This is a genomic window from Dactylosporangium sucinum (genome assembly GCF_014647515.1).
Classification (GTDB): domain Bacteria; phylum Actinomycetota; class Actinomycetes; order Mycobacteriales; family Micromonosporaceae; genus Dactylosporangium; species Dactylosporangium sucinum.
Window position 1 is genome coordinate 102,602 of sequence record NZ_BMPI01000028.1, and the last position, 20,962, is coordinate 123,563.

General features: G+C 71.6%; 21 protein-coding genes. 4 read left to right on the forward strand and 17 right to left on the reverse strand.

The features are described from left to right. Positions 1-70: 70 nt before the first annotated feature. The 10 genes from IEZ31_RS27165 to IEZ31_RS27210 form a co-directional block, all read right to left on the reverse strand. Entirely contained in the window at positions 71-868 is a 798-nt protein-coding gene (locus IEZ31_RS27165) for a FadR/GntR family transcriptional regulator (protein ID WP_190252817.1), read from the reverse strand. Between the two features lie 42 nt (positions 869-910). Then, positions 911-2,446, reverse strand: a complete 1,536-nt coding sequence (locus tag IEZ31_RS27170; RefSeq protein WP_229835881.1) for a class I adenylate-forming enzyme family protein — start codon at positions 2,444-2,446, stop codon at positions 911-913. Positions 2,447-2,451: 5 nt separating this feature from the next. Beyond that, positions 2,452-2,865, reverse strand: a complete 414-nt coding sequence (locus tag IEZ31_RS27175; RefSeq protein WP_190252818.1) for a MaoC family dehydratase — start codon at positions 2,863-2,865, stop codon at positions 2,452-2,454. Then, positions 2,865-3,650 (reverse strand): enoyl-CoA hydratase/isomerase family protein, encoded by a 786-nt coding sequence (locus IEZ31_RS27180; RefSeq protein WP_190252819.1) that lies wholly within the window; start codon positions 3,648-3,650, stop codon positions 2,865-2,867. The genes IEZ31_RS27175 and IEZ31_RS27180 overlap by 1 nt, the downstream gene beginning before the upstream one ends. After that, positions 3,647-4,471, reverse strand: coding sequence for an alpha/beta fold hydrolase (locus IEZ31_RS27185; protein WP_190252820.1), 825 nt, complete (start codon positions 4,469-4,471; stop codon positions 3,647-3,649). The genes IEZ31_RS27180 and IEZ31_RS27185 overlap by 4 nt, the downstream gene beginning before the upstream one ends. Before the next feature lie 73 nt (positions 4,472-4,544). Then, a complete protein-coding gene (locus IEZ31_RS27190; RefSeq protein ID WP_190252821.1) occupies positions 4,545-5,411 on the reverse strand; it encodes an ATP-binding cassette domain-containing protein in 867 nt (288 codons plus the stop codon). Further along, positions 5,398-6,330, reverse strand: a complete 933-nt coding sequence (locus IEZ31_RS27195; protein WP_190252822.1) for an ABC transporter ATP-binding protein — start codon at positions 6,328-6,330, stop codon at positions 5,398-5,400. The genes IEZ31_RS27190 and IEZ31_RS27195 overlap by 14 nt, the downstream gene beginning before the upstream one ends. After that, complete coding sequence (locus IEZ31_RS27200) at positions 6,225-7,073, reverse strand: ABC transporter permease (protein ID WP_190252823.1); 849 nt, start codon at positions 7,071-7,073, stop codon at positions 6,225-6,227. Before IEZ31_RS27200 ends, IEZ31_RS27195 begins: the two co-directional genes overlap by 106 nt. After that, a complete protein-coding gene (locus tag IEZ31_RS27205) occupies positions 7,066-8,064 on the reverse strand; it encodes an ABC transporter permease (protein WP_190252824.1) in 999 nt (332 codons plus the stop codon). The genes IEZ31_RS27200 and IEZ31_RS27205 overlap by 8 nt, the downstream gene beginning before the upstream one ends. 70 nt (positions 8,065-8,134) lie before the next feature. Continuing rightward, positions 8,135-9,559 (reverse strand): ABC transporter substrate-binding protein, encoded by a 1,425-nt coding sequence (locus IEZ31_RS27210; protein ID WP_190252825.1) that lies wholly within the window; start codon positions 9,557-9,559, stop codon positions 8,135-8,137. Positions 9,560-9,967: 408 nt separating this feature from the next. Between IEZ31_RS27210 and IEZ31_RS27215 the strand changes: the two genes are divergently transcribed. Both IEZ31_RS27215 and IEZ31_RS27220 read left to right on the forward strand, forming a co-directional pair. Next, entirely contained in the window at positions 9,968-11,134 is a 1,167-nt protein-coding gene (locus IEZ31_RS27215; protein ID WP_190252826.1) for an acyl-CoA dehydrogenase family protein, read from the forward strand. After that, positions 11,134-12,078, forward strand: coding sequence for a hypothetical protein (locus IEZ31_RS27220; RefSeq protein WP_190252827.1), 945 nt, complete (start codon positions 11,134-11,136; stop codon positions 12,076-12,078). Before IEZ31_RS27215 ends, IEZ31_RS27220 begins: the two co-directional genes overlap by 1 nt. 136 nt (positions 12,079-12,214) lie before the next feature. Here IEZ31_RS27220 and IEZ31_RS27225 read toward each other — a convergent pair whose 3' ends face one another. From IEZ31_RS27225 to IEZ31_RS27235, 3 genes are all read right to left on the reverse strand, one after another. Continuing rightward, complete coding sequence (locus IEZ31_RS27225; protein ID WP_190252828.1) at positions 12,215-12,739, reverse strand: DUF3592 domain-containing protein; 525 nt, start codon at positions 12,737-12,739, stop codon at positions 12,215-12,217. A gap of 88 nt (positions 12,740-12,827) precedes the next feature. Continuing rightward, a complete protein-coding gene (locus tag IEZ31_RS27230; protein ID WP_190252829.1) occupies positions 12,828-13,508 on the reverse strand; it encodes a hypothetical protein in 681 nt (226 codons plus the stop codon). Between the two features lie 39 nt (positions 13,509-13,547). Continuing rightward, positions 13,548-13,901, reverse strand: a complete 354-nt coding sequence (locus IEZ31_RS27235) for a hypothetical protein (protein ID WP_190252830.1) — start codon at positions 13,899-13,901, stop codon at positions 13,548-13,550. Positions 13,902-14,009: 108 nt separating this feature from the next. On the opposite strand from IEZ31_RS27235, the gene IEZ31_RS58255 reads away from it, so the two are divergent. Together IEZ31_RS58255 and IEZ31_RS27245 are read left to right on the forward strand one after the other, a co-directional pair. Further along, the gene (locus tag IEZ31_RS58255) at positions 14,010-16,001 is read left to right on the forward strand and encodes a sensor histidine kinase (protein ID WP_190252831.1); all 1,992 of its coding nucleotides are present in this window, start codon (positions 14,010-14,012) and stop codon (positions 15,999-16,001) included. Then, positions 15,998-16,651, forward strand: a complete 654-nt coding sequence (locus tag IEZ31_RS27245) for a response regulator transcription factor (RefSeq protein WP_308429445.1) — start codon at positions 15,998-16,000, stop codon at positions 16,649-16,651. Before IEZ31_RS58255 ends, IEZ31_RS27245 begins: the two co-directional genes overlap by 4 nt. A 22-nt stretch (positions 16,652-16,673) precedes the next feature. Here IEZ31_RS27245 and IEZ31_RS27250 read toward each other — a convergent pair whose 3' ends face one another. The 4 genes from IEZ31_RS27250 to IEZ31_RS27265 form a co-directional block, all read right to left on the reverse strand. Continuing rightward, on the reverse strand, positions 16,674-17,267 hold the full coding sequence (locus tag IEZ31_RS27250; protein ID WP_190252833.1) for a hypothetical protein: 594 nt from the start codon (positions 17,265-17,267) through the stop codon (positions 16,674-16,676). Continuing rightward, positions 17,264-18,973, reverse strand: a complete 1,710-nt coding sequence (locus IEZ31_RS27255; protein ID WP_190252834.1) for an ankyrin repeat domain-containing protein — start codon at positions 18,971-18,973, stop codon at positions 17,264-17,266. The genes IEZ31_RS27250 and IEZ31_RS27255 overlap by 4 nt, the downstream gene beginning before the upstream one ends. 34 nt (positions 18,974-19,007) lie before the next feature. Beyond that, entirely contained in the window at positions 19,008-19,301 is a 294-nt protein-coding gene (locus tag IEZ31_RS27260) for a protealysin inhibitor emfourin (RefSeq protein ID WP_190252835.1), read from the reverse strand. Positions 19,302-19,404: 103 nt separating this feature from the next. After that, positions 19,405-20,961 (reverse strand): bifunctional 3-(3-hydroxy-phenyl)propionate/3-hydroxycinnamic acid hydroxylase, encoded by a 1,557-nt coding sequence (locus IEZ31_RS27265; RefSeq protein ID WP_190252836.1) that lies wholly within the window; start codon positions 20,959-20,961, stop codon positions 19,405-19,407. Between the last annotated feature and the right edge of the window lies 1 nt (position 20,962).

A 20,962-nucleotide genomic window follows, 5' to 3' on the forward strand; every position in this document is an offset into this window, starting at 1 on the left:
TCAGACGCCGGTCTCCCGGCGACGGCCTACGCGCTGGTGGTCTGCCGGTCGCCGAGCGTGGTGATACCGGTCAGTCGCGATCGTCACCGGCCGGCCGGTTGTCACGGTAGGCCTGGCGCAGCCGGACGAGATGCTCGCTCATCGCCCTCGCCGCCGCGTCACCGTCACCGTCGTCGATCGCACGCAGGATCGCCTCGTGGTCGTGATCGACCTGGCCCCAGAACTCTTGCGGGACGTCCGGGTCGAGGAAACGCGCCTGCAGGACCCGGAACACCGGCTCGGTCATGACCGCGAGCAGGCCGTTGCCCGTGGCCTTGACGACAAGTCCGTGGAAGTTGCGGTGTTCGCGGAACTTGCCCCCGCGTCCCCGGCTCATGATCTCCCGGTCGATGGCTTCCCGCAGCGCCGCGAGATGCTGCTGGTTCCGGCGATGCGCGGCAACCCGCGCGGCCGGCACCTCGAGCAGCTCACGAGCCTCCAGCATGTCGGCGACCGAGACGTCGGTCCCGGACAGCAGTCCGATGCTCGTCTCGAGGTATTCGCTGACCTGATCGAGCTGGACCCGGGCCACGAACGTCCCGCCGGTCGTTCCCCGGGTCGTCCGGATCACGTCTCGGGACGCCAGGGCGCGCAGCGCCTCCCGGATGGTGCTCCGGCTCACCCCGAAGGCGCTGGCCAGCTCGGCCTCGGAGGGCAGCCGGTCGCCCGCGGCGAGCGACCCGCTCAGGATGCGCTGCAGGAGCTGGTCGGTCACCTGCTGGTAGGCCGGCCGGATCCGGCTCAACGACAGCGCGTCGGCGACCGCCGATCGCGAGACGACGGCCTTGTCGTCGGTGACCTTGCCCGACGTCTTCGATCCCCGTGTCATGACTGCAGGCACCTCCGCGGCGAACATGAACGCATCAGTGTTTCACTTCTTACGGCTGTTGATGTAATCCGCACGAAGTTCACGCTTGAGAATCTTCCCACCGGGGTTCCGTGGCAATTTCGCCACGACGTGCCATTCGCGCGGAACCTTGTACTTTGCGATGTGTTGCCGCACATACGTCTCCAGGTTCCCCATGTCGAGCTGCTCGGATCCCGCCCGCGCGACCACGAACGCCGCGATGCGCTCGCCGTACACGTCGTCGGGGACGCCGATGACCGCCACGTCGTCGACACCCGCGTGCTTGGCGACCGCCTCTTCGATCTCGCGAGGGAAGATGTTGACGCCGCCGGCGATGATCATGTCCTTCTTCCGGTCGACGATGGAGATGAAGCCCTCGTCGTCGCGCACCGCGATGTCCCCGACCGTGACGAAGCCGTCCTCGGTCGTGGCCTCGCGCGTCGCCGCCTCGTTGTTGAGGTAGCCCTTCATGAGCAGGGGCGAGCGCGCGAACAGCTCACCCGGCACCCCGGCCGGAACCTCTTGCCCGGCGTCGTCGAGCAGCTTGACCTCGTTCATGAACCACGGGTGCCCGACGCTGCCCGCCTTGCGCATCGAGTCCTCGGGTCGCAGGTCGGTGACGATGGAGCACTCCGTCGACCCGTACAGCTCGTGGATGCCCACATTCGGAAACGCCTCGTGCACCCATTCCTTCAGCGCGACCGGCAGCGCGGCGGCGTTGAAGTAGAGCGTCCGCAGCGCCGACAGATCGTACCTGGCCGCCGGCTCCTCGACGATCCGGCGGATCTGCTGGGCGTGGGTGGGCACCAGGAAGACCGTGTTCGACCGGGAGACCTCGAGCATCTTCAGGAATTGCTCCGGGTCCCAGCTGCGCAGGACCGACACGGTGCCACCGAGCTGCGGCCCGGCGAAGCCGAAGGCGAACCCGGCGCCGTGGTAGAGCGGCGCGACCGCCATCGTGCTGCGGGCGGGGCCGAGGCCGTATTCGATGGCCGCCGCGTAGCTGGTGAGCACGCGCCCCCGGTGGGTCAGGACGACGCCCTTGGGTTGTCCGGTCGTGCCCGAGGTGTAGGTGATGCAGAAGGCGTCGTTCTCGTCGACGACGACGCTCGGATCCCGAGGCTCCGCCCCGGCGAGCAGGTCCTCGTAGTCCTCGCCGACGCTGCCGTCGAAGCTGAACACCTGGTCCATGCCGTCGATGAAGGTCGCGGTGTTCGGTGCGAGCTCAGCCTCCATGATCAGCACACGGGCGCCGGAGTGGTGGACGATGAACTCGTTGTCCCCGGAGCTGTTCTTGGGGTTCAACGGAACCATGGGCAGCCCCGCCTTGGACAGCCCGGCCGCGATCTCGAAATACTCCATCCGGTTACCGCTCAGGAGCGCCACCGGCTCGCCGGGCCGCAGGCCGCGACGCAGCAGCGCGTTGCCCAGCCGGTTCGAGCGCTCATCCAGGCCGGCGAACGTGAGCTGCCGGTCGCCGTCGACGACCGCGACCCGGCCGGGCGCCGCCCGCCCGAACTCCCGGATACCGTTGGCCATGTTGAGCTGTGTGATACCCACGATCCCTACTCCTGGCTTCCCTGATTCATCAGCATGACCGCTGTTGCCTCCATGACCGGATCTCCACCGTGCTCGCGGACGAGCCAGCGGTACTCCCGGATCACCTTGCCGCTCTTCGTGGCCCGTTCCACCCCGGGTGTCAGCTCCAGGCTGAGCACCTGCCCCGCCCGGACCATCCGCAGGAACGTCACCGACTTCAGTTCGACGAGCGCGATCGCGTCGTCAAGCGCGCCCGACTGCTCGGCGAGGCCGCCGGCCAGCAACAGGACGCCCTGCCCGGGCAGCGGCGCGGCCACCCCGGACGACCGCTGCGCGGGTGTCGGGTTGAACAACGGATGCGTGTATCCGCCGCTGGCGACGAGACCCTCGATGAGCTCGGCGGTCACCACCACCGTGGGCGACACCGTCGGCGCGGCCATCAGACGTTCCCCCACTGCGGTTCGCGCTTCTCGACGAACGCACGGTAGCCCTCCGCCATGTCAGGAACCTCGTCCAGGAAGCGGCTGAACATCTCCCGCTCCAGCCGGAGCCCCTCGGCGAGCGGCAGGTCCCCCGCCGCGTTCAGCAGTGCCTTGACTGTCGCGATCGCCGGCCGGGACCGCCCGCGGAGCGAGTCGGTGATCTTGGCGACCTCGGCGGCGAGGTCGGCCAGCGGCGCGTGGGCGATCGCGAGTCCCCACTGGACCATCCGCGGTCCGTCCAGCCAGGTGGGCGTGAGCAGCAGCGCCCGGGCCCGCTGGTCACCCAGCTTGCGGTGGGCGCGCATGCTCGCGCCGGCGCCCGGGACCATGCCGAAGCCGAGGTGGATGTCCCCGACCCTGGCCTCGTCCGCGGCCACCACGAAGTCACAGGCGAGCAGCAGCTCGAAACCGCCGGCACGGGCCAGGCCGTTCACCGCCGCGATCGACGGGACGGGGAAGTCCTGGAGGCGGTCGAGCAGCCTGTGGTAGCCGCGGATGAACGGCACGAACGTGCCACCGGGATCGGCGAAGCACGCACCGAGGAAGTCGATGTCCATGCCGACGCTGAAGGCCCGCCCGACCCCGGTGACGACGATCGCGCGCAGCGACGTGTCCCGCTCGGCGGCGTCCAGCGCGGCGTTGAGCCCGGCGACCACGTCGGGCGTGATGCTGTTCATCGCGCCGGGGCCGTCCAGGACGACCCGGAGCACCTGGTTCTCGGCCGTGAACCGGACGGTCGTCATGCGTCGCCTCCGTCCGTGTCGTGCGCGGCGCCCGGATCGAGCGCGAACGCGAGGAGTTCACGCGCGTAGTCGTGGGGTGCCCGAAGATGCGGCTGGCCGCGCAGCCCGGGCAGCGTCACGAGGCGGGCGTCGCGGGCCAGCGCCAGCGCCACCGGATCCTTGTCGGCGAGCAGGTCGAGCTCGGCGTCGAGCAGCAGCACCGGCGCTGCAACCGCGGCCAGCGGCGCCGCCGGATCGTGCCGGAAGGCGGCCTGGTAACCCCAGTCGTACCGCGCGGCGACCCGCATCACCTCGACGACCCCGACCTGGAGCATCTGCGGCGAGAGCCCCGGCCAGATCCGGCGATACCGCTCGACGGCCCAGGCGAACTGCGCCCCCTCGGCGTCGAACGGCACCTCAGGGGTCCAGGCCGCGATGTACCGCGCGCGCTCCTCGTCGCTGAACAATGCGACACCGCTGAGTACCAGCCCGGCGACCCCCCGGTCGAAGGCGTGCGCCATCTCGATCGCGATCGAGGCCCCGGTGTGGACCCCGCCGAAGACCGCGTTCTCCATGCCGATCGCCGCCGCCGCCCGGGCCAGCACCCGGGCGTAGTCGGGGATCTCGAAACCGGCCCGTGGCGGGGCGTCCGAGGCGCCGTACCCCGGCGTGTCGAACGCGACGACCCGGGCCTGGCCCGCCAGCAGCGGGAGAACCTGCTCGTAGACCTGTGACGACAGCGGCGACTCGTGGAAGAGGCCGATCCACGGGCCGGTGTCGCCCGCGGTGCGGAAGTGGACCTGCCCCCACTCGGAGTCGACGTATCCGCCACGGGTCCTCATGCCGGCCCCCCGGCGGTGCCCGTGACCCACGACATCGCGGCTGCGTCGACGACGGTCACTCTCCTGTCCACGTTCACTCCTGACCGCCCGCCGCGCCGGGCCGGAATCCGGCGGTGGTGACGGAGGTGTCACCGGCGAATGCCTTGTAGGCGTGGCGCTCCCGGGGGTCGGCCGACAGCCGGGCGGAGAGCAGCGTCTGGGTGTAGGCGTGCCCCGGCGCGCTGAACAGCTGCTGGGTCGGTGCCGTCTCGACGACCTCGCCCAGGTACATCACCGCGATCCGGTCGCTGACCCACTCCACCGTGTGCATGTCGTGCGACACGAAGAGGTACGCCATGCCGTACTCCTGCTGCAGTTCGGCGAGGAGGGCGAGGATCTGTGCCCGGATGGACAGGTCGAGCGACGATGTCGGCTCGTCGAGCACCATGAACCGTGGCCGGCTGATGATCGCCCGGCCGATCCCCACCCGCTGCTGCTGCCCGCCGGACAGCTCGCCCGGAAGCCGGTTCGCCACGGTCGCGGGCAGCCCGACCCGGTCGAGCGTCTCGAGCACCTGCCGGCGGATCTCCTTGGTACCGAGGCGCGGATTGTGGATCTCCAACGGCTCGGCGACGATGGCGCCGATCGAGAGGCGGGGGTTCAGGGACTCGTAGGGCTCCTGGAAGACGATCTGCATGGTGGCGCGCTGCGCCCGCAGTTCCTGGGGACTCAGCGCACCGAGATCCTTGCCGGCGAACGTCACCGTGCCCTGGTCGACGTCGAGGAGCCGCAGCACGGCCCGGCCGAGCGTCGACTTGCCCGAGCCGCTCTCGCCGATGACGGCGAGCGTCTCTGCCTCCTCGATGCGCAGGGACACGCCGCGCAGCGCGTGGACCGGGTTCCCGCCCCGCCGTCGCGGCGGGAAGGTCTTGTGGACGGCGTCCACCTCAACGAGCGACATTGAGCTTCTCCCCTGGCTTCGGCACCGAACGGATCAGGCTCCTGGTGTACTCGTGCCGCGGGTCGACCATCACGTCCATCACCGGTCCCGTCTCGACGACCTCGCCGGCGTACATGACGATGACGCGCTGGCAGTACTGCGCGATGACGCCGAGGTCGTGCGTGACGAGCAGCATGGACCGGCCCTCGTCCCGCACCAGGCCCGAGATGAGATCCAGGATCTGCGCCTGCACGGTGGCGTCGAGGCCGGTCGTCGGCTCGTCGGCCATCAGGATCGCCGGCGACAGCGTGGTCGCGAGGGCGATGACGACGCGCTGCGCCATACCCCCGGACAACTGGTGGGCGTAGCCGTCGAGGACCCGCTCCGGCGCGACGATTCCTACGCTCCTGAGCATCGCAAGCGCGATCTCGCGCGACCTCGCCTTCCTCACCCCGGTGGAGTGCGCGCGCTGCACCTCGTAGAACTGGCGCTCGATCGAGTAGATCGGGTTCAGCGAACCGAACGGGTTCTGCGCCACGAAACCGATCTTCTCGCCCCTGATGTGGCGCATCTGTTTCGCCGATGCCCGGGCGATGTCGATGTTTCCGGCAAATTCGATCTTGTCCGCGGTAACCGTGCTATTGGGCCCGAGCAGCTTGAGAATGCCCTTGACGGTCGTCGACTTGCCGCAGCCGGACTCGCCGACGATCCCGACGATCTCGCCCTTGTACAGGTCGAGGTCGACGCCCTTGACCGGGTGGACCGTGCCGTCGGGGCTGTCGATGCGGACGGCGAGGTTGCGGACTTCGAGAACCCGTTCGCTCGACGGGGCGCTCATCGGTGGGTCCTTGCCGTGCGGTCGCCGATGGCATCGGCGAGCTGGTTGAAGGCGAGGACGCACAGGAGCACGGCCAGGCCGGGGAAGGTCGCGATCCACCACTCGCCGGACGACATGTTCCCGGCACCGTCTCGGATCATCCCGCCCCACGACGGGGTCGGGGCACTGACGCCGACGCCGAGGAACGACAACGAGGCGATGACGACGATGGCGTTGGCAATGGTCAGCGAGGTCTGCACGAGGATCACTCCCCAGACGTTGGGCAGCAGGTGGCGCACCATGAGCCGGCGCGGGGAGGCACCCATCGCGATGGCGGCCTCGACGAACCGGCTCTCCCGGATGGACAGGACCTCACTGCGCAGGAGCCGCATGTAGCGCGGCACGTTGATCAGTGCGATGGCCACCACGACCATGTAGAGCTTGTTGCCCGAGACCGAGACGAGCGCCAGGGCCAGGATGAGCAGCGGGAAGGCCTGGAAGGCGTCGAGCCCGCGCACGAGGCGCTCGCTGCCCTTTCCCTTGGTGCTCGCCGCCAGGCCGAGCGGGACACCGATCAGCAGCGAGAGCACCGTGCCCGCCAGGGCGAGCGAGAGGTCGATGCGGGCGGCGTCGATGACCCGGGAGAACACGTCGGCGCCGGTGCCGTCGGTGCCGAACCAGTGTGTGCCGCCCGGCCCCACGAGCGACGACGCGCTGTCCGTGCCGGTCGGGTCGAACGGCAACGGGGCGACGAGGCTGGCGAGCAGCAGCAGGGCGATGAACAGCACGCCGACGAACGCGCCGGGGTGCTGTTTGATCAGCCCTCGCGCGAGCCGTGCCCTGGGGGCGGTGAAGGTCTCACGCATGCGCGATCCTCGGGTCGAGTAGCCCGACGACGATGTCGAGCAAGGTGTACGTGACGAGCGTGATCGACCCGGCGATCAGGACCATGCCCTGCACGACCGGAAGGTCCAGGCGCAGGATGCCCTGCAGCGCCCACGAGCCGACGCCGTTCCACGCGAAGATCCGCTCGACGATCGCCTCGCCGCCCAGCAGGGCCGCGAAGATCACCCCCGCGTAGGTGACGATCGTGGCACGGGCCTCCACGAAGGCGTACCTGACCACGGCGCGCTCCGGCAGGCCCATCGCGCGCGCGAACTGCGCCTGCTGGGAGTTCATCGCCTTGCCGACCGTCGTCCGCGCCGTTTTCGCGAAGTAGGCGGCGTAGACGAGCCCCAGCGTGAGGACCGGCAGCATCAGGTGCTGCAGGGCCGACCAGAACACCGGCATGTCGCCGGCGATCAGGGCGTCGAGGGGGATGACCCCGGTGACGCGCGACGGCGCCGTCTCGACGATGCCGAGCTCCCCGGAAGGGGCGGGTGCCCACCCGGCCAGGAAGAACAGGAAGTACACGAGCATCAGGCCGAGGAAGAAGTCGGGGATCGACTGGAACACGCTGACGCCGAGCCGGCCGACCTTGTCGGGTAGCCGGCCGCGGAAGTACGCCCCGGTGACCCCCACCCCGATCCCGATGATCGCGGCCACGATCACCGACAGGATGATCAGCTCCAGCGTCGCCGGCAGCTTCTGCAGGATCTCCGAGGTCACCGGCTGCTTCGAGTAGTAGGACTCGCCGAGATCCCCGCGCAGCACCCCGCCCATGTAGTCGACGTACCGCTCCCAGAGCGGCCTGTTGAGGCCGAGTTCCTCAGCGATCGCGGCAACCTGCTCATCGCTGGCCAACGGGCCGGCAATGACCTTCGCCGGGTCTCCGGGGGTGACACTGACCAGGAGGAAGGACAGTGTCATCACCCCGAAGAGCGCCGCGATGAGGAAGCTCAGCCGAGCAAGCACCATGCGGGCAGGTCCGGCCGCCTTCGGCGGCTTCCGGGTCCGCAGGCCTGGTGTGGTGCTCAGCGACATGAGATCAGCCCCGGCTCAGTTCCTGGAACATCGCCCCACCGGTCGGCAGCGCGACGAAGCCCTTCAGGTCCTTCGCGACGCCGGCCAGGTCTGGCACCTCGACGAGCGAGATGATCGGCTCGCCCTCGGCCACGACCTTCAGCGCCTGTCCCACGACCGCGTCCCGCTCGGCACCGGGCGCGAGGCCGAGCGCCTGCTGGGTGAGCCGGTCGAGCTCCGGATTGCTGTAGCCGCTCTTGTTCAAGGACGAGCCCTTGAACAGGTACAGGTACAGCGCGAAGCCGATGTCCGGCTGCGACGGGCGCTCCGTGTAGAGGTAGGACTGCAGCTTCTTCGCGCTCACGGCACCCTCGAAGTCCGCGACCGAGGGAACGGCCTTGAGGGACGCCTTGACGCCGACCTTGGCCAGGTCCGCCTGAATCAGGCGGCCGAGGTTCTCGGCATACGGTCCGGGCCGCTCGGTGCTGAAGGACAGCTCGATGTCCAGCCCGTTGGGGTAGCCGGCCGCGGCGAGTTCCTGCTTCGCCAGCTCGGGGTCGTACTTGCCCAGCTCCGGCTGGTTGTCGAAGAGCACGCTCGACATCGGCGTGTAGGCGGGCTTGGCATACCCCTGGTAGATCGAGCTGACGATCGCGTCACGGTTGATCGCGTGGCTGATCGCGTGGCGCACCTCGGGCTTGCCCAATGCCGGATCGGCCATGTTCACCGACAGGTTGTGCCGGTTGGAGTCGGGCTGCTTGGAAACCTTGGCACGCGAACTGGCATCGATCTTCTTCAGCTGATCGATCGGCGGCTCCGAGATCATGTCCACGTCACCCGACATCAGCAGCTGCGCACGCGACGACCCCTCGGGGACCGCCTTGAGCACGATCTCCTTGAAGTACGGCTTCGTGTCGAAGTAGTTCGGGTTCTGCTCCAGGCGGACCTCCTGGCCGGGGTTGAACGACTTCAGCTGGTACGGGCCGAAGCCGGCGGTGTGGTCCTTGAGCCACTTGGCGGCCCACGGGTCGTCCGTCGTGGCGTGCTTCTTCACCTCGGTCGAGTCGAGGATGCCAAGGATCGGGTAGGCGAGGATGGACAGGCTCACCGCCGACGGCTTGTTCAGGCGGTACTTCAGCGTGTAGTCATCGACCTTCTCCCACGGCTTCTCCTTGTTGACGTTCGCCGTCGGGAGCAGGACGCCCGCCTGCAGGGACGTCGGGGTCGAGAGCATGCGCTGGAAGGAATAGATGACGTCGTCCGCCTTCAGCTCGTTGCCGTACTGGCTCTTGACGCCCTTACGGAGCTTGAAGGTGTATTCGGTGCCGGCGGCGTTGGCCTCGTAGGACTCCGCAAGCGAGAGCTTGAGGTCCTTGACGCCGATGATCTTGTCGCCACCCTTACTGGTGTCGTACTCCAGCAGCGTCGCCATGTAGGCGTCGGAGGTCATGACCCAGTTGAGCCCGGTGAAGACGTTCGGATCCAGCTGCGTCGGTGTGGTCGTCCAGGCAACACGCAGAGTATCCGAACCCGAGGCACCGCTCGGCGACGATGACCCGCCGCCGCTACAGCCAGCGACAGCGACGGCGATGACCGAGATCGCCGCCACGCCGAGGCTGCGCACAGTCCCTGAACGCATCTCAACTCCAAACTGTCAGCGCCGACCACGGGTCGGCAATACGTCTGACATTAGGGTGACAGCGCTCACAGACGCAATACCCACGGATCACGGTAGCGTTTCGACACACCACCCGAGCAGCCATGAATGCCCAGGCCCCGTGACGGGGAGGCGACGGTAGCGTACCGTTCCGGCAGCCGGTGACTGATTTATCAGACGTTTGGATTCAGGGAGCTAGCGATGCTGACGGCGGCGCCGTGGGACGAGCCCGACGAGCTGACTGCAGTGCGCGGCATGGTCCAGCGGCTCCTCGGCCGCCACCTCCCCCTCGACCGAGCGCTCGAGCTCGACCGAACCGGCTCGTTCGACCGGGCCACCTGGGAGGCCCTGGGCGCGGCGGGGCTGCTCGGCCTCGGCGCCGACGAGGATGCCGGTGGCAGCGGCGGCACCGTGCGGGACGCGGTGGCCGTGACCGAGGAGCTTGCCCGCGTGCTGCCCAGCCTCGCCGTCGACTACGTGCTCAGCGGCATGGCGATGCGGATGCTCACCGACACCGGCAGCGACCGGGCCCGCCGTTGGCTGCCGGACATCGCGTCCGGCCGGAGGATCTGCTCGTTCGGGCTGAGCGAGCCCGGTGTCGGCACCGACCTGCTGAACCTGGCGACGACGGCCCGTGAGGTCGACGGGCAGTGGGTGGTCAACGGCCGGAAGACCTGGATCTCCCTCGCCAGCGAGGCGGACGTGGTCTTCACGCTCGCGCGCACCGATCCCGCCGAGCCGGCCCACAAGTCCCGCGGCCTGAGCCTCATCGCGGTCCCGACCGACCAGGACGGCGTGACGATCCGGCGGGTCCACCTCGCCGGCATGCGTGCCGCCATCACATGCGAGGTCTTCCTGGACGACGCGTCAGCACCGCTGGACAACCTCGTGGGCACGCGCGGCCGCGCGATGTCGATCCTGGGCCGGACACTGGACGTGGAGCGCGTCATGGCCGCCGCGATCAGCCTGGGTATCGGCCGTGCCGCGCTCGACCTCCATGTCGCCTACGCCGGCGAGCGCACCGCGTTCGGCAGGGCCATCGGCGCCTTTCAGGCCGTGGCGCACCCGGCGGCCGACTCGATCTGCGAGCTCTCGGCGGCGCGGGCGCTGGTGGACTCGACCGTGCGCATGATCGGCCGAGGCGAGCCGGCCCTTGCCCACTCGGCGATGGCCAAGCTCAACGCCGCGGAGGCCACGGCACGCATCGTGGACCGGGGCATGCGGGCCATGGGCGCGATGGGTCTCGCCGACGAGTCAGCGATGCAGATGTACTTCCGGGACGCCCGGCTGCAGCTGTTCAGCCCGGTCAGCAACGAGATGGTACGCAACGTCCTCACCGAGTCGATGGGCCTGCCGAGGAGCTACTAGTGTTCGATGGCATCGACGCCGTCATCCTGCCGGCGCACGACATCACCGCGCTGCGGACGTTGTACGTCGAACTGTTCGGCTTCACCGAGATCGCGGAGACCGACGTCTCGGACCCGGCCTGGCAGCGGCTGTGGCACCTGCCCGCGGCGGCCACCCGGTCGGTGCTGCTCGGGAAGCCGGCGAGCGACGGCGGCTGGATCCGGCTGGTCGAGGCACCCGGGCTGCCCGCCCCCGCGCCGGCCGGGCGGCCGGACCGGGTCGGCGCCTACGCGTTGGACTTCTACCTCCGCGACCCCGCCGGCGTCGAGGCACGCATCGAGGCCGGCGGCTGGACGTTCCGCTCACCGGCCGTGCACTACGCCCTGCCCGGCACCGACATCCCGGTCCGCGAGCGCATGCTCGACCAGCCCGTCTCCGGTCTCCTGCACGCGATGGTGCAGTACCGCGCGCGGGGCACCCGATGCGTGATCGACCAGGATCCCGGCCTGGACGCCAGCGAGGTCGTGGCGGCGGTGTTCGTCACCGACCGGTTCGAGGAAGCCGTCACGTTCGCCACCGACGTGCTGGGTGGACACCTCTACTTCCGGGGCCGGTTCGACGGACCCGCGGTCGAGCGGATGCTCCACCTGAGTCCGGGGGAAGGCCTCGCCGCCGCGTTGTTCCGCGGCCCCGCGTCGCGCAACGCCCGTCTGGAGTTCGCCAAGGCGATCGGGTCCGGTGCGGCGACCGCCCCGCCGGACCCGGTGCCGCGGGTCATCGCCAGTTGCGCCGTGGACGACCTGGCGGCCCTTGCCGGCCGGCTCGCCGGCGGACGGCACGGTCCCACTACCGGCATCGTGACCATCGAGGGAGTACGGCGCCTCGGACTCGCCTCGACGTACGGCGCGACGTTCGAGTTCCACGAGCGCGCTCATCCCGCTCCTGCTGCAGTCCCGGCGGCGTGACATCATGGGATCTTTCGTCAACAACCGGGCCACCGGCGTGGCGGCCGCCGCGATCGCCGCCGTGATCATCCACGGCGCCCTCGCGGACTGACGGCCGGAGCGGCGGCGCAGCGGTGGGCCGATCCAGGCCAGTACCCTACCGATCGCGCCGACGCGGGCGGCGAAGTGCCCGCCAGACGGCCCATCCGGTCAGCACGATCAGCACGGCGCCGACGACGGTGCGGAACCACCGGCTCAGGACCGCCTGGTCGTCGCCGGCCGGGACGGCGCGCGACGGGTTGCGCGGGTCGTACCGGATGTCGATCTGTGCGCCCTCGGCGACGCGGATGTCGGAGGGCGGATCCTCGACGTCGGCGGTCACCTCGGCGCCGTCGCCGGTGGTGAACCGCACCCGGACCGACTCGCCGGTGCGGCTCCGGTCGACCCGGAGGATCTCGGCGGTGGCCGGCACGCCGACGGCCCGCAGGTCGGCGTGCTCGCGGAAGCGCTCGATCCCGCTCTGCAGCATCGCCGCGCCGAGGACGAACAGGACCACGATGGCGAGCCAGCCGACGATCCCGTACGGCTCCCGCAGGTCGGCTACGTGCGGGCGGGCCAGGCGCGGCGCGCGCTTGCCGCGGAGCCGCTGCCGCAGCCGCCGGCGTCCGCGCTTCGAGGCCATGGCCGGCAGTATGACAGGCACGATCAAGTGCTGGATGCGGTACGGACCGTGACGGCGCCCGTACCGCATCCCGAAAGGCCGCGGCGGGTCAGTGTGGCCCCGGGGCTTTCAGCAGCGCACGCCCCACGGCGGCCAGGGCGACGGCCTGGCTGACGGCCCCGGCGACCTCGAACCACTCGGTGCCGGCGACCAGGCCGGTGATGTGCAGCGGTGCCCAGGCGCCCAGCGCGACGGCGACCCATGCGGCCACGGTACGGCTGCGGAACAGCGCCACGGCCAGCAGTACCGTTCCGACGAGATTTCCGAGGACGAAGAGCAGGAACACCCACAGCGCCGACGGGTCGGACTGGGCCTCGTCGAGCACCGCGGCGAAGCCGGCCGTCGAGCCGCCTTGGCGGGCCATGGCGAGCGTGACGAAGGTGCTCATGGCGATGCCGAAGTAGCAGATGTAGCCGCCCGCGGTGAGCGCCGCCGCGATGCCGGCGAGCCTGCCCCCGCGATCGCCGATGAGCCGCTTGACGCCGAGGACGGCGGGCACGATGAGCAGGCTGCCGACCATCGCCGCCAGGGCGGAGAGCCGGGTCGGCCCGGGATGGGCGGCGGCGAGTGCCAGGGCGCCGGCCCCGTCGCCGTCGCTGCCGCCGTCCCGGGTGGACCAGGCGTACGCGGCGTTGGCGACCACGAATCCCCAGGGCGCGGTGAACAGTGCCGCCGCGAGCGCGGTCGCGCGGCGGGGCGTGGTGGTCGTGGATGTTGCGGTGTCGAGCATGATCTTCTTCCAATCGGGTTGCCCGGCGGGGCCGGTGGTCTAGGCGGGGCGGGCGCGGAGGGCGGGAGCCACCAGGGCGACGCACAGCAGGGTGACGACGATCCCGGCCGCGGCGGCGACCCGGGCCGCGCCCGGCGTCGTGGCGACGAAGAACGCGGGCACGGCGGTCAGCGCGGAGAGCAGCCGGGTGACGATGACGGTGACGGCGCCGGCCCGGGACCGGTTCGGCCATGCGAGCACGACACCGGCGACGGTGCCGATACCGAGCGCGGCGCCGATCACGAGCACCGCCATGGGCGGCCCGTCGGCGCCGAGCGGCAGCGAGACGACATCGACGAGACCGAGCAGGCCGGACAGGACCAGGCCGACGGTGAGGGAGATTGACCGTTGCATGGGCACAGCGTCCGGGTCGCGGCCGCGGATCGGATCCGTGCCAGCTCCCGGAAGATTTCCGTGCTGGCACGTATTCGTGCCGCCGCCGGGCGCCGCTACGGTGGGGCGATGTACGGGAAGCGGCTGATCGCGTACCTCGCCGGGGCGGCGGTGCTCGCGTTGGCCGGGTTCGGGATCTACCTGGCGGCGATCGCCCGGGACGGGTCCGCCACGGTGGAGCTGGCGGTCGGCGAAGTGCTGGGGCTCTCCTCCGTTCTCCTCGGCCTGACGGTCGCCACCCGCCGCCCCCGCAACGTGGTCGGCCTGCTGCTCGTCTGCACGGGCGCCGCCTTCGTCGGGGTCGCCGTCAGCGACCTGTACCCGGCCGCCCTCGCCGTCGACCCGCGCCTGCCGCTGGCGGCTGTCTACGTCGACCTGGCTCGTGGCGCCTGGATGCTGCTGTACGTGCCGCCGGCCCTGCTGTTCCTGCTCGTGCCGGAGGGCCGGGTGCCCGGACCGCGCTGGCGCTGGGTGGTCGCCGGGCTCCTGGTGGTGCCGGTGCTGTTCATCCTGGCGGCGGCCTTCGACCCGACCCCGGAGCCCCGGTATCCGGGCGTGCCCAAGGCGTTCCGCGCGTCGCCCGAGGTCCAGGGCGCCATCGAGACGTTCGCCTTCGCGTTGCTGCCGATCTTCCTCGGCCTGCTCGTCGCGTCGCTCGCGTCGATCATCGTGCGGTACCGCCGCACCGGCGGCGCCGTCGAGCGGGCCCAGCTCAAGTGGTTCGTGCTGGGGGCGAGCTTCCTGCCGATCACCCTCCTGCTGTGCTGGGCCGGCTATCTGGTGTTCGGCCGGCCCGAGCTCGGCCTCGCCGGACTGATCGCGACCTACCTCGCGATCCCGGCGTCGACCACGATCGCCCTGCTCAAGCACGACCTGTACGACGTCGATCGGGCACTGAGCGCGACGGCGACCTATGCCCTCGCGACGGCGATGCTGCTGGCCTTCTACACGGCGGCGTCGTTCGTGGTCGGTCTCGGCGCGGGCCGTGGCTCGCCGGTGGCCGCCGCGGCCGCGACCGCGGTCTGCGCCGCCGCGCTCGCGCCGATGCGCAACCGCCTGCAGCGCTTCGTCGACCACCGGCTCTACCCGGCCCGGGAGGCGGCCATCGCCGCGATCGAGGAGCTGCGCCAGCGGACCGACGCGGGCAGCGCCCGGCCCGAGCAGCTGGAGAGCGTCCTGCGCACGGCCCTGCGCGATCCGAGCCTGCGGGTCGGCTACCGGCTGCCCGGGTCGGCCGCGATGCTCGACACGGCGGGGCGGCCGGTGGAGCCGGACCGGGCCCCGTCCGGGCGGTCGGCCGCGGTGCGGCTGGGCGGCAACGAGATCGGCGTCGTCGCGGCGAGCGGCGGGGCGAGCCGGGAACTACTCCGCGAGGTGGCCTCGGCCAGCTCACTGCTGGTCGAGGTCGTCCGCCTGCGGGCGGAGCTGGCCTCGGCGCTGGGGGCGGTGGAGGCCAGCCGGGCCCGGCTGCTGACCGCGGGGTACGAGGAGCGGCGCCGGCTGGAGCGGGACCTCCACGACGGCGCCCAGCAACGGCTCGTCGCGCTCGGCATGCGCCTTCGGCTGGCCCAGCGCCACCTCGACGACGGCACGGTCGACGTCGACCGCCTGCTCGACCAGTCGGTGGCCGAGCTCGGCGACGCCGTCGCGCAGCTGCGGCAGATCGCGCACGGGCTGCGGCCGAGCAGCCTCGACGACGGGCTGGACCGCGCGCTCGGCGCGATGGTGAGCCAGATGCCGATCCCGGTGACGCTGGAGCTGCGCACGGCCGACCCGATCCCCGACGACCTGGCGACGACGGCCTACTACGTGGTCACCGAGGCGGCGACGAATGCCGTCAAGCACGCGCAGCCCACCACGATCGGCGTCACGGTGTGCCGCGACGCGGGACGGCTGACCGTCCGGGTGCGTGACGACGGCTCCGGTGGCGCGGTCGTCCGCCCCGGATCCGGCCTGGGTGGTCTCGCCGACCGGGTCGCCGCGGCCGGCGGCCGGTTGCGGGTCGTGAGCCCCGTTGCCGGAGGTACCACGGTGGAGGCGGTGCTGCCGTGCGAATCGTGATCGGTGAGGATTCCGCGCTCTTTCGCGAGGGACTGGCGTGCCTGCTGGCCGACGCGGGCCACGAGGTGGTGGAGAAGGCCCACGATGCCCCGTCCCTGCTGCAAGCGGTCGAGCGGACCGAGCCCGATCTCGCGATCATCGACATCCGGATGCCCCCCGACCGCACCGACGACGGCGCCCGCGCGGCTCGGCGGATCCGCACCACCCGGCCCCGCTGCGGGATCGTGCTGCTCTCCCAGCACATCGAGACCCGGCACTCCGTCGAACTCGTCGCGCACGGCGGGTTCGGCTACCTCCTCAAGGACCGGGTCCTCGACGTCGACGACTTCCTCGACGCGATACGCAGGATCGGTGCCGGCGGCTCCGCCCTCGATCCCGAGGTGGTGCGCCGGCTCGTCGGCGGACAGCGCAGCGACCGGCTGCTCGCCCCGCTCACCGAACGCGAACGCGACGTGCTGGCCCTCATGGCCGAGGGCCTGACCAACATCGGCATCGCCCGCCGGCTCTGGCTCACCGACCGCACGGTCGAGGCGCATGTCAGCTCGATCATGAACAAGCTGGGACTGCCCACGTCGGAGGAGGGTCACCGGCGGGTCCTGGCCGTGCTCGCGTACCTCAACCAACCCGGCACCACGACGCTCGCGCCATGACGACGGTCGCCGGGCGAGGGTGTCACAGGCGCAGGCGCGCGCCCAGCCGCTCGCGCAGCGCCACGCACACCTCGTCCGCCGGGATCGTGAAGACGGCGGGGCCGCCCCAGTCGAAGTACTCGCGGTCGTAGTCGGCGATGTCGTTGTCGGTCAGGTCGAGCAGGGTGAGGTTGTCGAGTGCGGCCGCGCGGAGCAGTGTGTCCAGTCCGGCGCACCGCACGTCGCGCAGCAGCAGCTCCCGCAGCGCCGGCATCGACGCGTCGGCCAGTGCCCCGAAACCCCCGCGCGTCACCGGGTTGCCGCTGAGGTCGAGCCGGGTCACGGTGTCGCGGAGCCGGCCGCCGGTGAGCGCGCGGATGCCGGCCTCCCCAATCCCGTTGCCGACGAGCTCCAGCTCGGCCACGGCGGTCAGGGCGGGGTTGGCCGCCAGCGCCGCCGCCCCGTCGTCGCCGAGCCGGTTGTCGTGCAGCGTGATCCGCCGCACGCCGGCGAACCGGGCGTCGGTGCGCAGCAGATCGTGCGAGGCGGGCTCCAGCGCGACGTTGCGCAGCGCCACCGACCGGGTCTCGGCGGCCCGGTCGAGCTCGTCGGCCAGTTGTCGAGCGCCGTCGTTCACGTGGTCCCGACCTCCCGGGGTTGTTCGGCGCTGACCCGCCGCCGCCAGAGATGACTGTATTCCGCGCGAATGATGACCGGATACCCCTTTGGGTCGCGGGCATCGGCCGAGGCACCGGCCGCCAGGAGCTGGCGGACCAGGGCTTCCGGGCCGTGCCGGCAGGCGTGGACGAACGGTGCCGATCCCTCCGCGTCCGGCGTGTCGACGTCGAGCCCGGCGGCGAGCAGCCGTGGCAGCAGGTCCGCGCCGGACAGCCAGGGCAACAGATGCAGCAGGGTCCGGCCGTCCTCGTCGCGGACGTGCGGGTCGAGCCCCGCGTCGAGCAGCGCCGCCACCGCCGGGCCGTCGCCGTGCAGGACGATCCGCATCAGCCGCGCGCGGACTGCGCGCATCCGGTGCGGCATCCGGATGTCGGGCCGGCGCCAGCCGAGCCGTGCGGCGAAGCAGCCCTGCGCTCGGCCGCCCAGCGCCCGCAGCATCGCTTCCCGATCGAGCTCGGCGGGCGGGTGCGGGACGGCGATCTCGCCGTCGCGCATCGCGACCTGGTGCGTCGTGCCGGCGCACTCCACCCGAACCGTCCGGGGCAGGCCGGTTGCGGCCGGCGCCCTCGGCGTCCGAGCCGGGAACAGCACCGCCGCGACGAGCGGATGCAGGTCGTCCGGCTCCAGCCGCCCCGAGCGCAGCGCCGCCAGCTCGTCGGGCCAGTCGGTCAGCGTCCTGGGAAGGACCGGAATCCGGCTCAGCGCGAGCCCGAACTCGGCGGTTTCCCGCCGTACCACGGCCTCGCCGGGCTGGCGGGACGGGACGGCCTCGTCGGCGGGCCGGACGGGTGACGACACGATCCGGGCCCGGGGACGGGGGCCGTCGAGGCGATCGAGTACGGCCCACCGGTGGTTGCGCAGGTAGATCCGCACGAGCCCGGCCGGGTCCGCCTCGGCGATGCGGCGAGCCCGGCCGGCCAGGACGGTCAGGGCCGGGCGGGTCTGCGCCAGGGACTGCTCGACGATCCGCCGGCGAATCCGCTCGCGCTCCTGGGGGGAACGCCCGGGGTCGAAGGCCGCGGGGTCGATCCGCTCGCGGTCCCAGCCCGGGTCGAACAGGCGAACCTCGACGTCGAAGCCGGCCGCCGCCCACGACTCCGCGTGCCGCCCGGCATCGGCGAGCATGAGGATGCGCTCGATGCGACCTTCGGGATCGTCGCCGCCCGGCGTCAGCCGCGCGCCGCCGGTGGTGAAGAACGGCAGCCGGGTCACGCCGCCGCACCGGGTCAGCAGCTCACCGGTGCGGCGGGCGTCCCAGCGGTCGCGGTGGTGCAGCAGGCTGTCGTCGCGCCGGCCCCGGTGTCCCAGGTATCCGGGCTCGACCTGGAGCGTGACCCGCTGCGGCCCGCGAAGGTGCGCCGGGAGGTGGGCCGAGAGCTCGTAGTCGCCGTAGCGGGCGAGCGGCAGCCAGGTGTGCGGGCTGAGCAGCCCGGTGCCGCCGTGCCGGGGCAGGTGCCAGCGGAGCAGGTCGGGCGCCAGATGGCGGAGGTCGTCGACGAGACGCGCCTGGTCCACGCCCTTCCTGCGCGCGACCCACGAGAGGTCGAAGCCGATGTCGATGTTCGCGGCCGCACACGCGCCCCGCCAGTCGCCGGCGAGCCGGAACCGCGTGGCACGCTCGACCATCCAGGCCGGCACCGCATGCCGGGACAGCGGCCGTCTCACGTCGCCCGATCGCCTCGCCGGCGCGTCGACGGCCTCACGCGTCTCTGGCCATGACGTACTCGACGAGTTCCCGTGCCGCGGCGGGCAGGCTGTTGTCGAAGTACACGTACGTCTGCACGCGCCCGCCGCGATCCAGCCGCAGGTCGTAGCGCAGCGCGTCGGGCGGCGGCGGTGGCTGCGGCAGTCCCTCCGGCGGCGAGGGCAGCGCGGCGACCAGCGACGCCAGCTCGCTGGCCCGCGCGGCGGGCAGCAGGGCGCTGTCCAGCGTGCTGCGCCGTTCTCCGCCGCCGATGCCGCCGGTGCGGCGCACCTCCACCCGGACCGCCATCCCGGTCACCCTCCCGCCCGCGAACCGAAACGTCGACCCTAATGCCCTCGGCGGGTCGCAGGGGCAGCCAGGCGGCTCGGCGACAGAAACCTTGACAGACCCCCTAAACGGTCGCGGGGCGCAGCGGCACGGCGTCCGCGGTGGTGCTGTAGACGAATCGGTCCGGGCGTAGCACCGCCAGGTCGACCCGATGCCGGTCGAACCATTCGCCGAGCACGCCGTTGACGTCGACCACGTTGACCACGTCGTGGGCCGGGGCGCTCGGGGAGCCGGCCGAACCGGACGGCAGGACCCGGACGAAGGTCGCCGCGGGGCCCGCCCAGGCGGCCGCCGTCCGTGCGTCGACGCCCGGGCCGATCACCGTGAAGGCCGGTCCCAGCACGTCGTCCAGCAGGCGCGGGGTCGCCGTGCCCGGGGTCGTGACCTCCGGCTGGGGAAACATCGTGCCGATCGGGCCCTTGCGAACGCCGCCGGACAGCATGCCCGTACGCAACGCCGGGGCCGGCTTGAACTCGAAGTGGCGCACGAAACGGCGGACCCGGGGCACGACCTGGACGGCCCGGAGCACCGCGTCGCGCGCGGCGGCGGCGTAGCGGTTGCGGACCAGGAACACCTTGCCCATGCGGACGCTCGTGACCGCCATCTCCTCGGTGTGCGGACGCCGCTCGGCCTCGTACGTGTCGAGCAGGTCGGGGCCCGCCTCGCCGTCGAGGACCAGCGCGAGCTTCCAGGTGAGGTTCGCGGCGTCGCGCAGGCCGCTGCACAGGCCCTGGCCCAGGAACGGCGGCATCTGGTGAGCCGCGTCGCCGAGCAGGAGCACGCGTCCGCTGCGCCACCGCTCGGCGACCAGATGGTGGAAGGTGTAGACGATGGCGCGGGTGACGGTGAAGCGCTCCGGATCGACGTACGGGGCCACCAGCCGGGCGATCGTCTCCGGCCGGGTCATCTCCTGCGGCGTCTCGCCGTCGCGGAGCATGAACTCCAGGCGATGGGTACCGAAGGCGCCCGGCGAGACGAACGCGGGACGGCGCCAGTCGCAGACGAACCGGGTCCGCGGCTGGCGGACCCCGCCGGGCGCGACGTCGCCGGAGATCGCCAGCCAGGGCTCCTCGTACGACGCGCCGTCGAGCTGGATGCCGGCGGCGGTCCGCGTCGTGCTCCGGGCGCCGTCGCAGCCCAGCACGTACCGGGCGCGTACCGTGGTGGCCTCGCCGGTCGCGACGTCGCGGAGCCCGACCGTGACGCCGTCGCCGTCCTGGGTCAGGTCGGTGAGCTCCACGCCGGTGCGCAGGGTGACGTGCGGGAACCGGTCGAAGCCCGCGCGCAGCGACGCCTCGAGGCGCGGCTGGTCGAAGAAGTGCAGGGGTTCGCTGCCGAGCCCGAAGTCGATCTCGTCGAGGGCGACCGTGGCGAAGGGCCGGCCGCTGCCGTCGACATAGTCGACGACCGGCGGCGGGTACATGTCGGCGGCCACCTCGTCGCGCAGCCCGGCCTGCTGGTATACCCGCAGCGCCTCGTCGTCGCAGGAGAACGCGCGGGGCTGCTGGTGCGGCGCGGTGCTGCGCTCGACGACCAGGGTGCGCACGCCGCGCATGCCGAGCAGGTTGGCGGTGAGCGCGCCGACCGGCCCGCAGCCCACCACGACGACGTCAGGATGCATG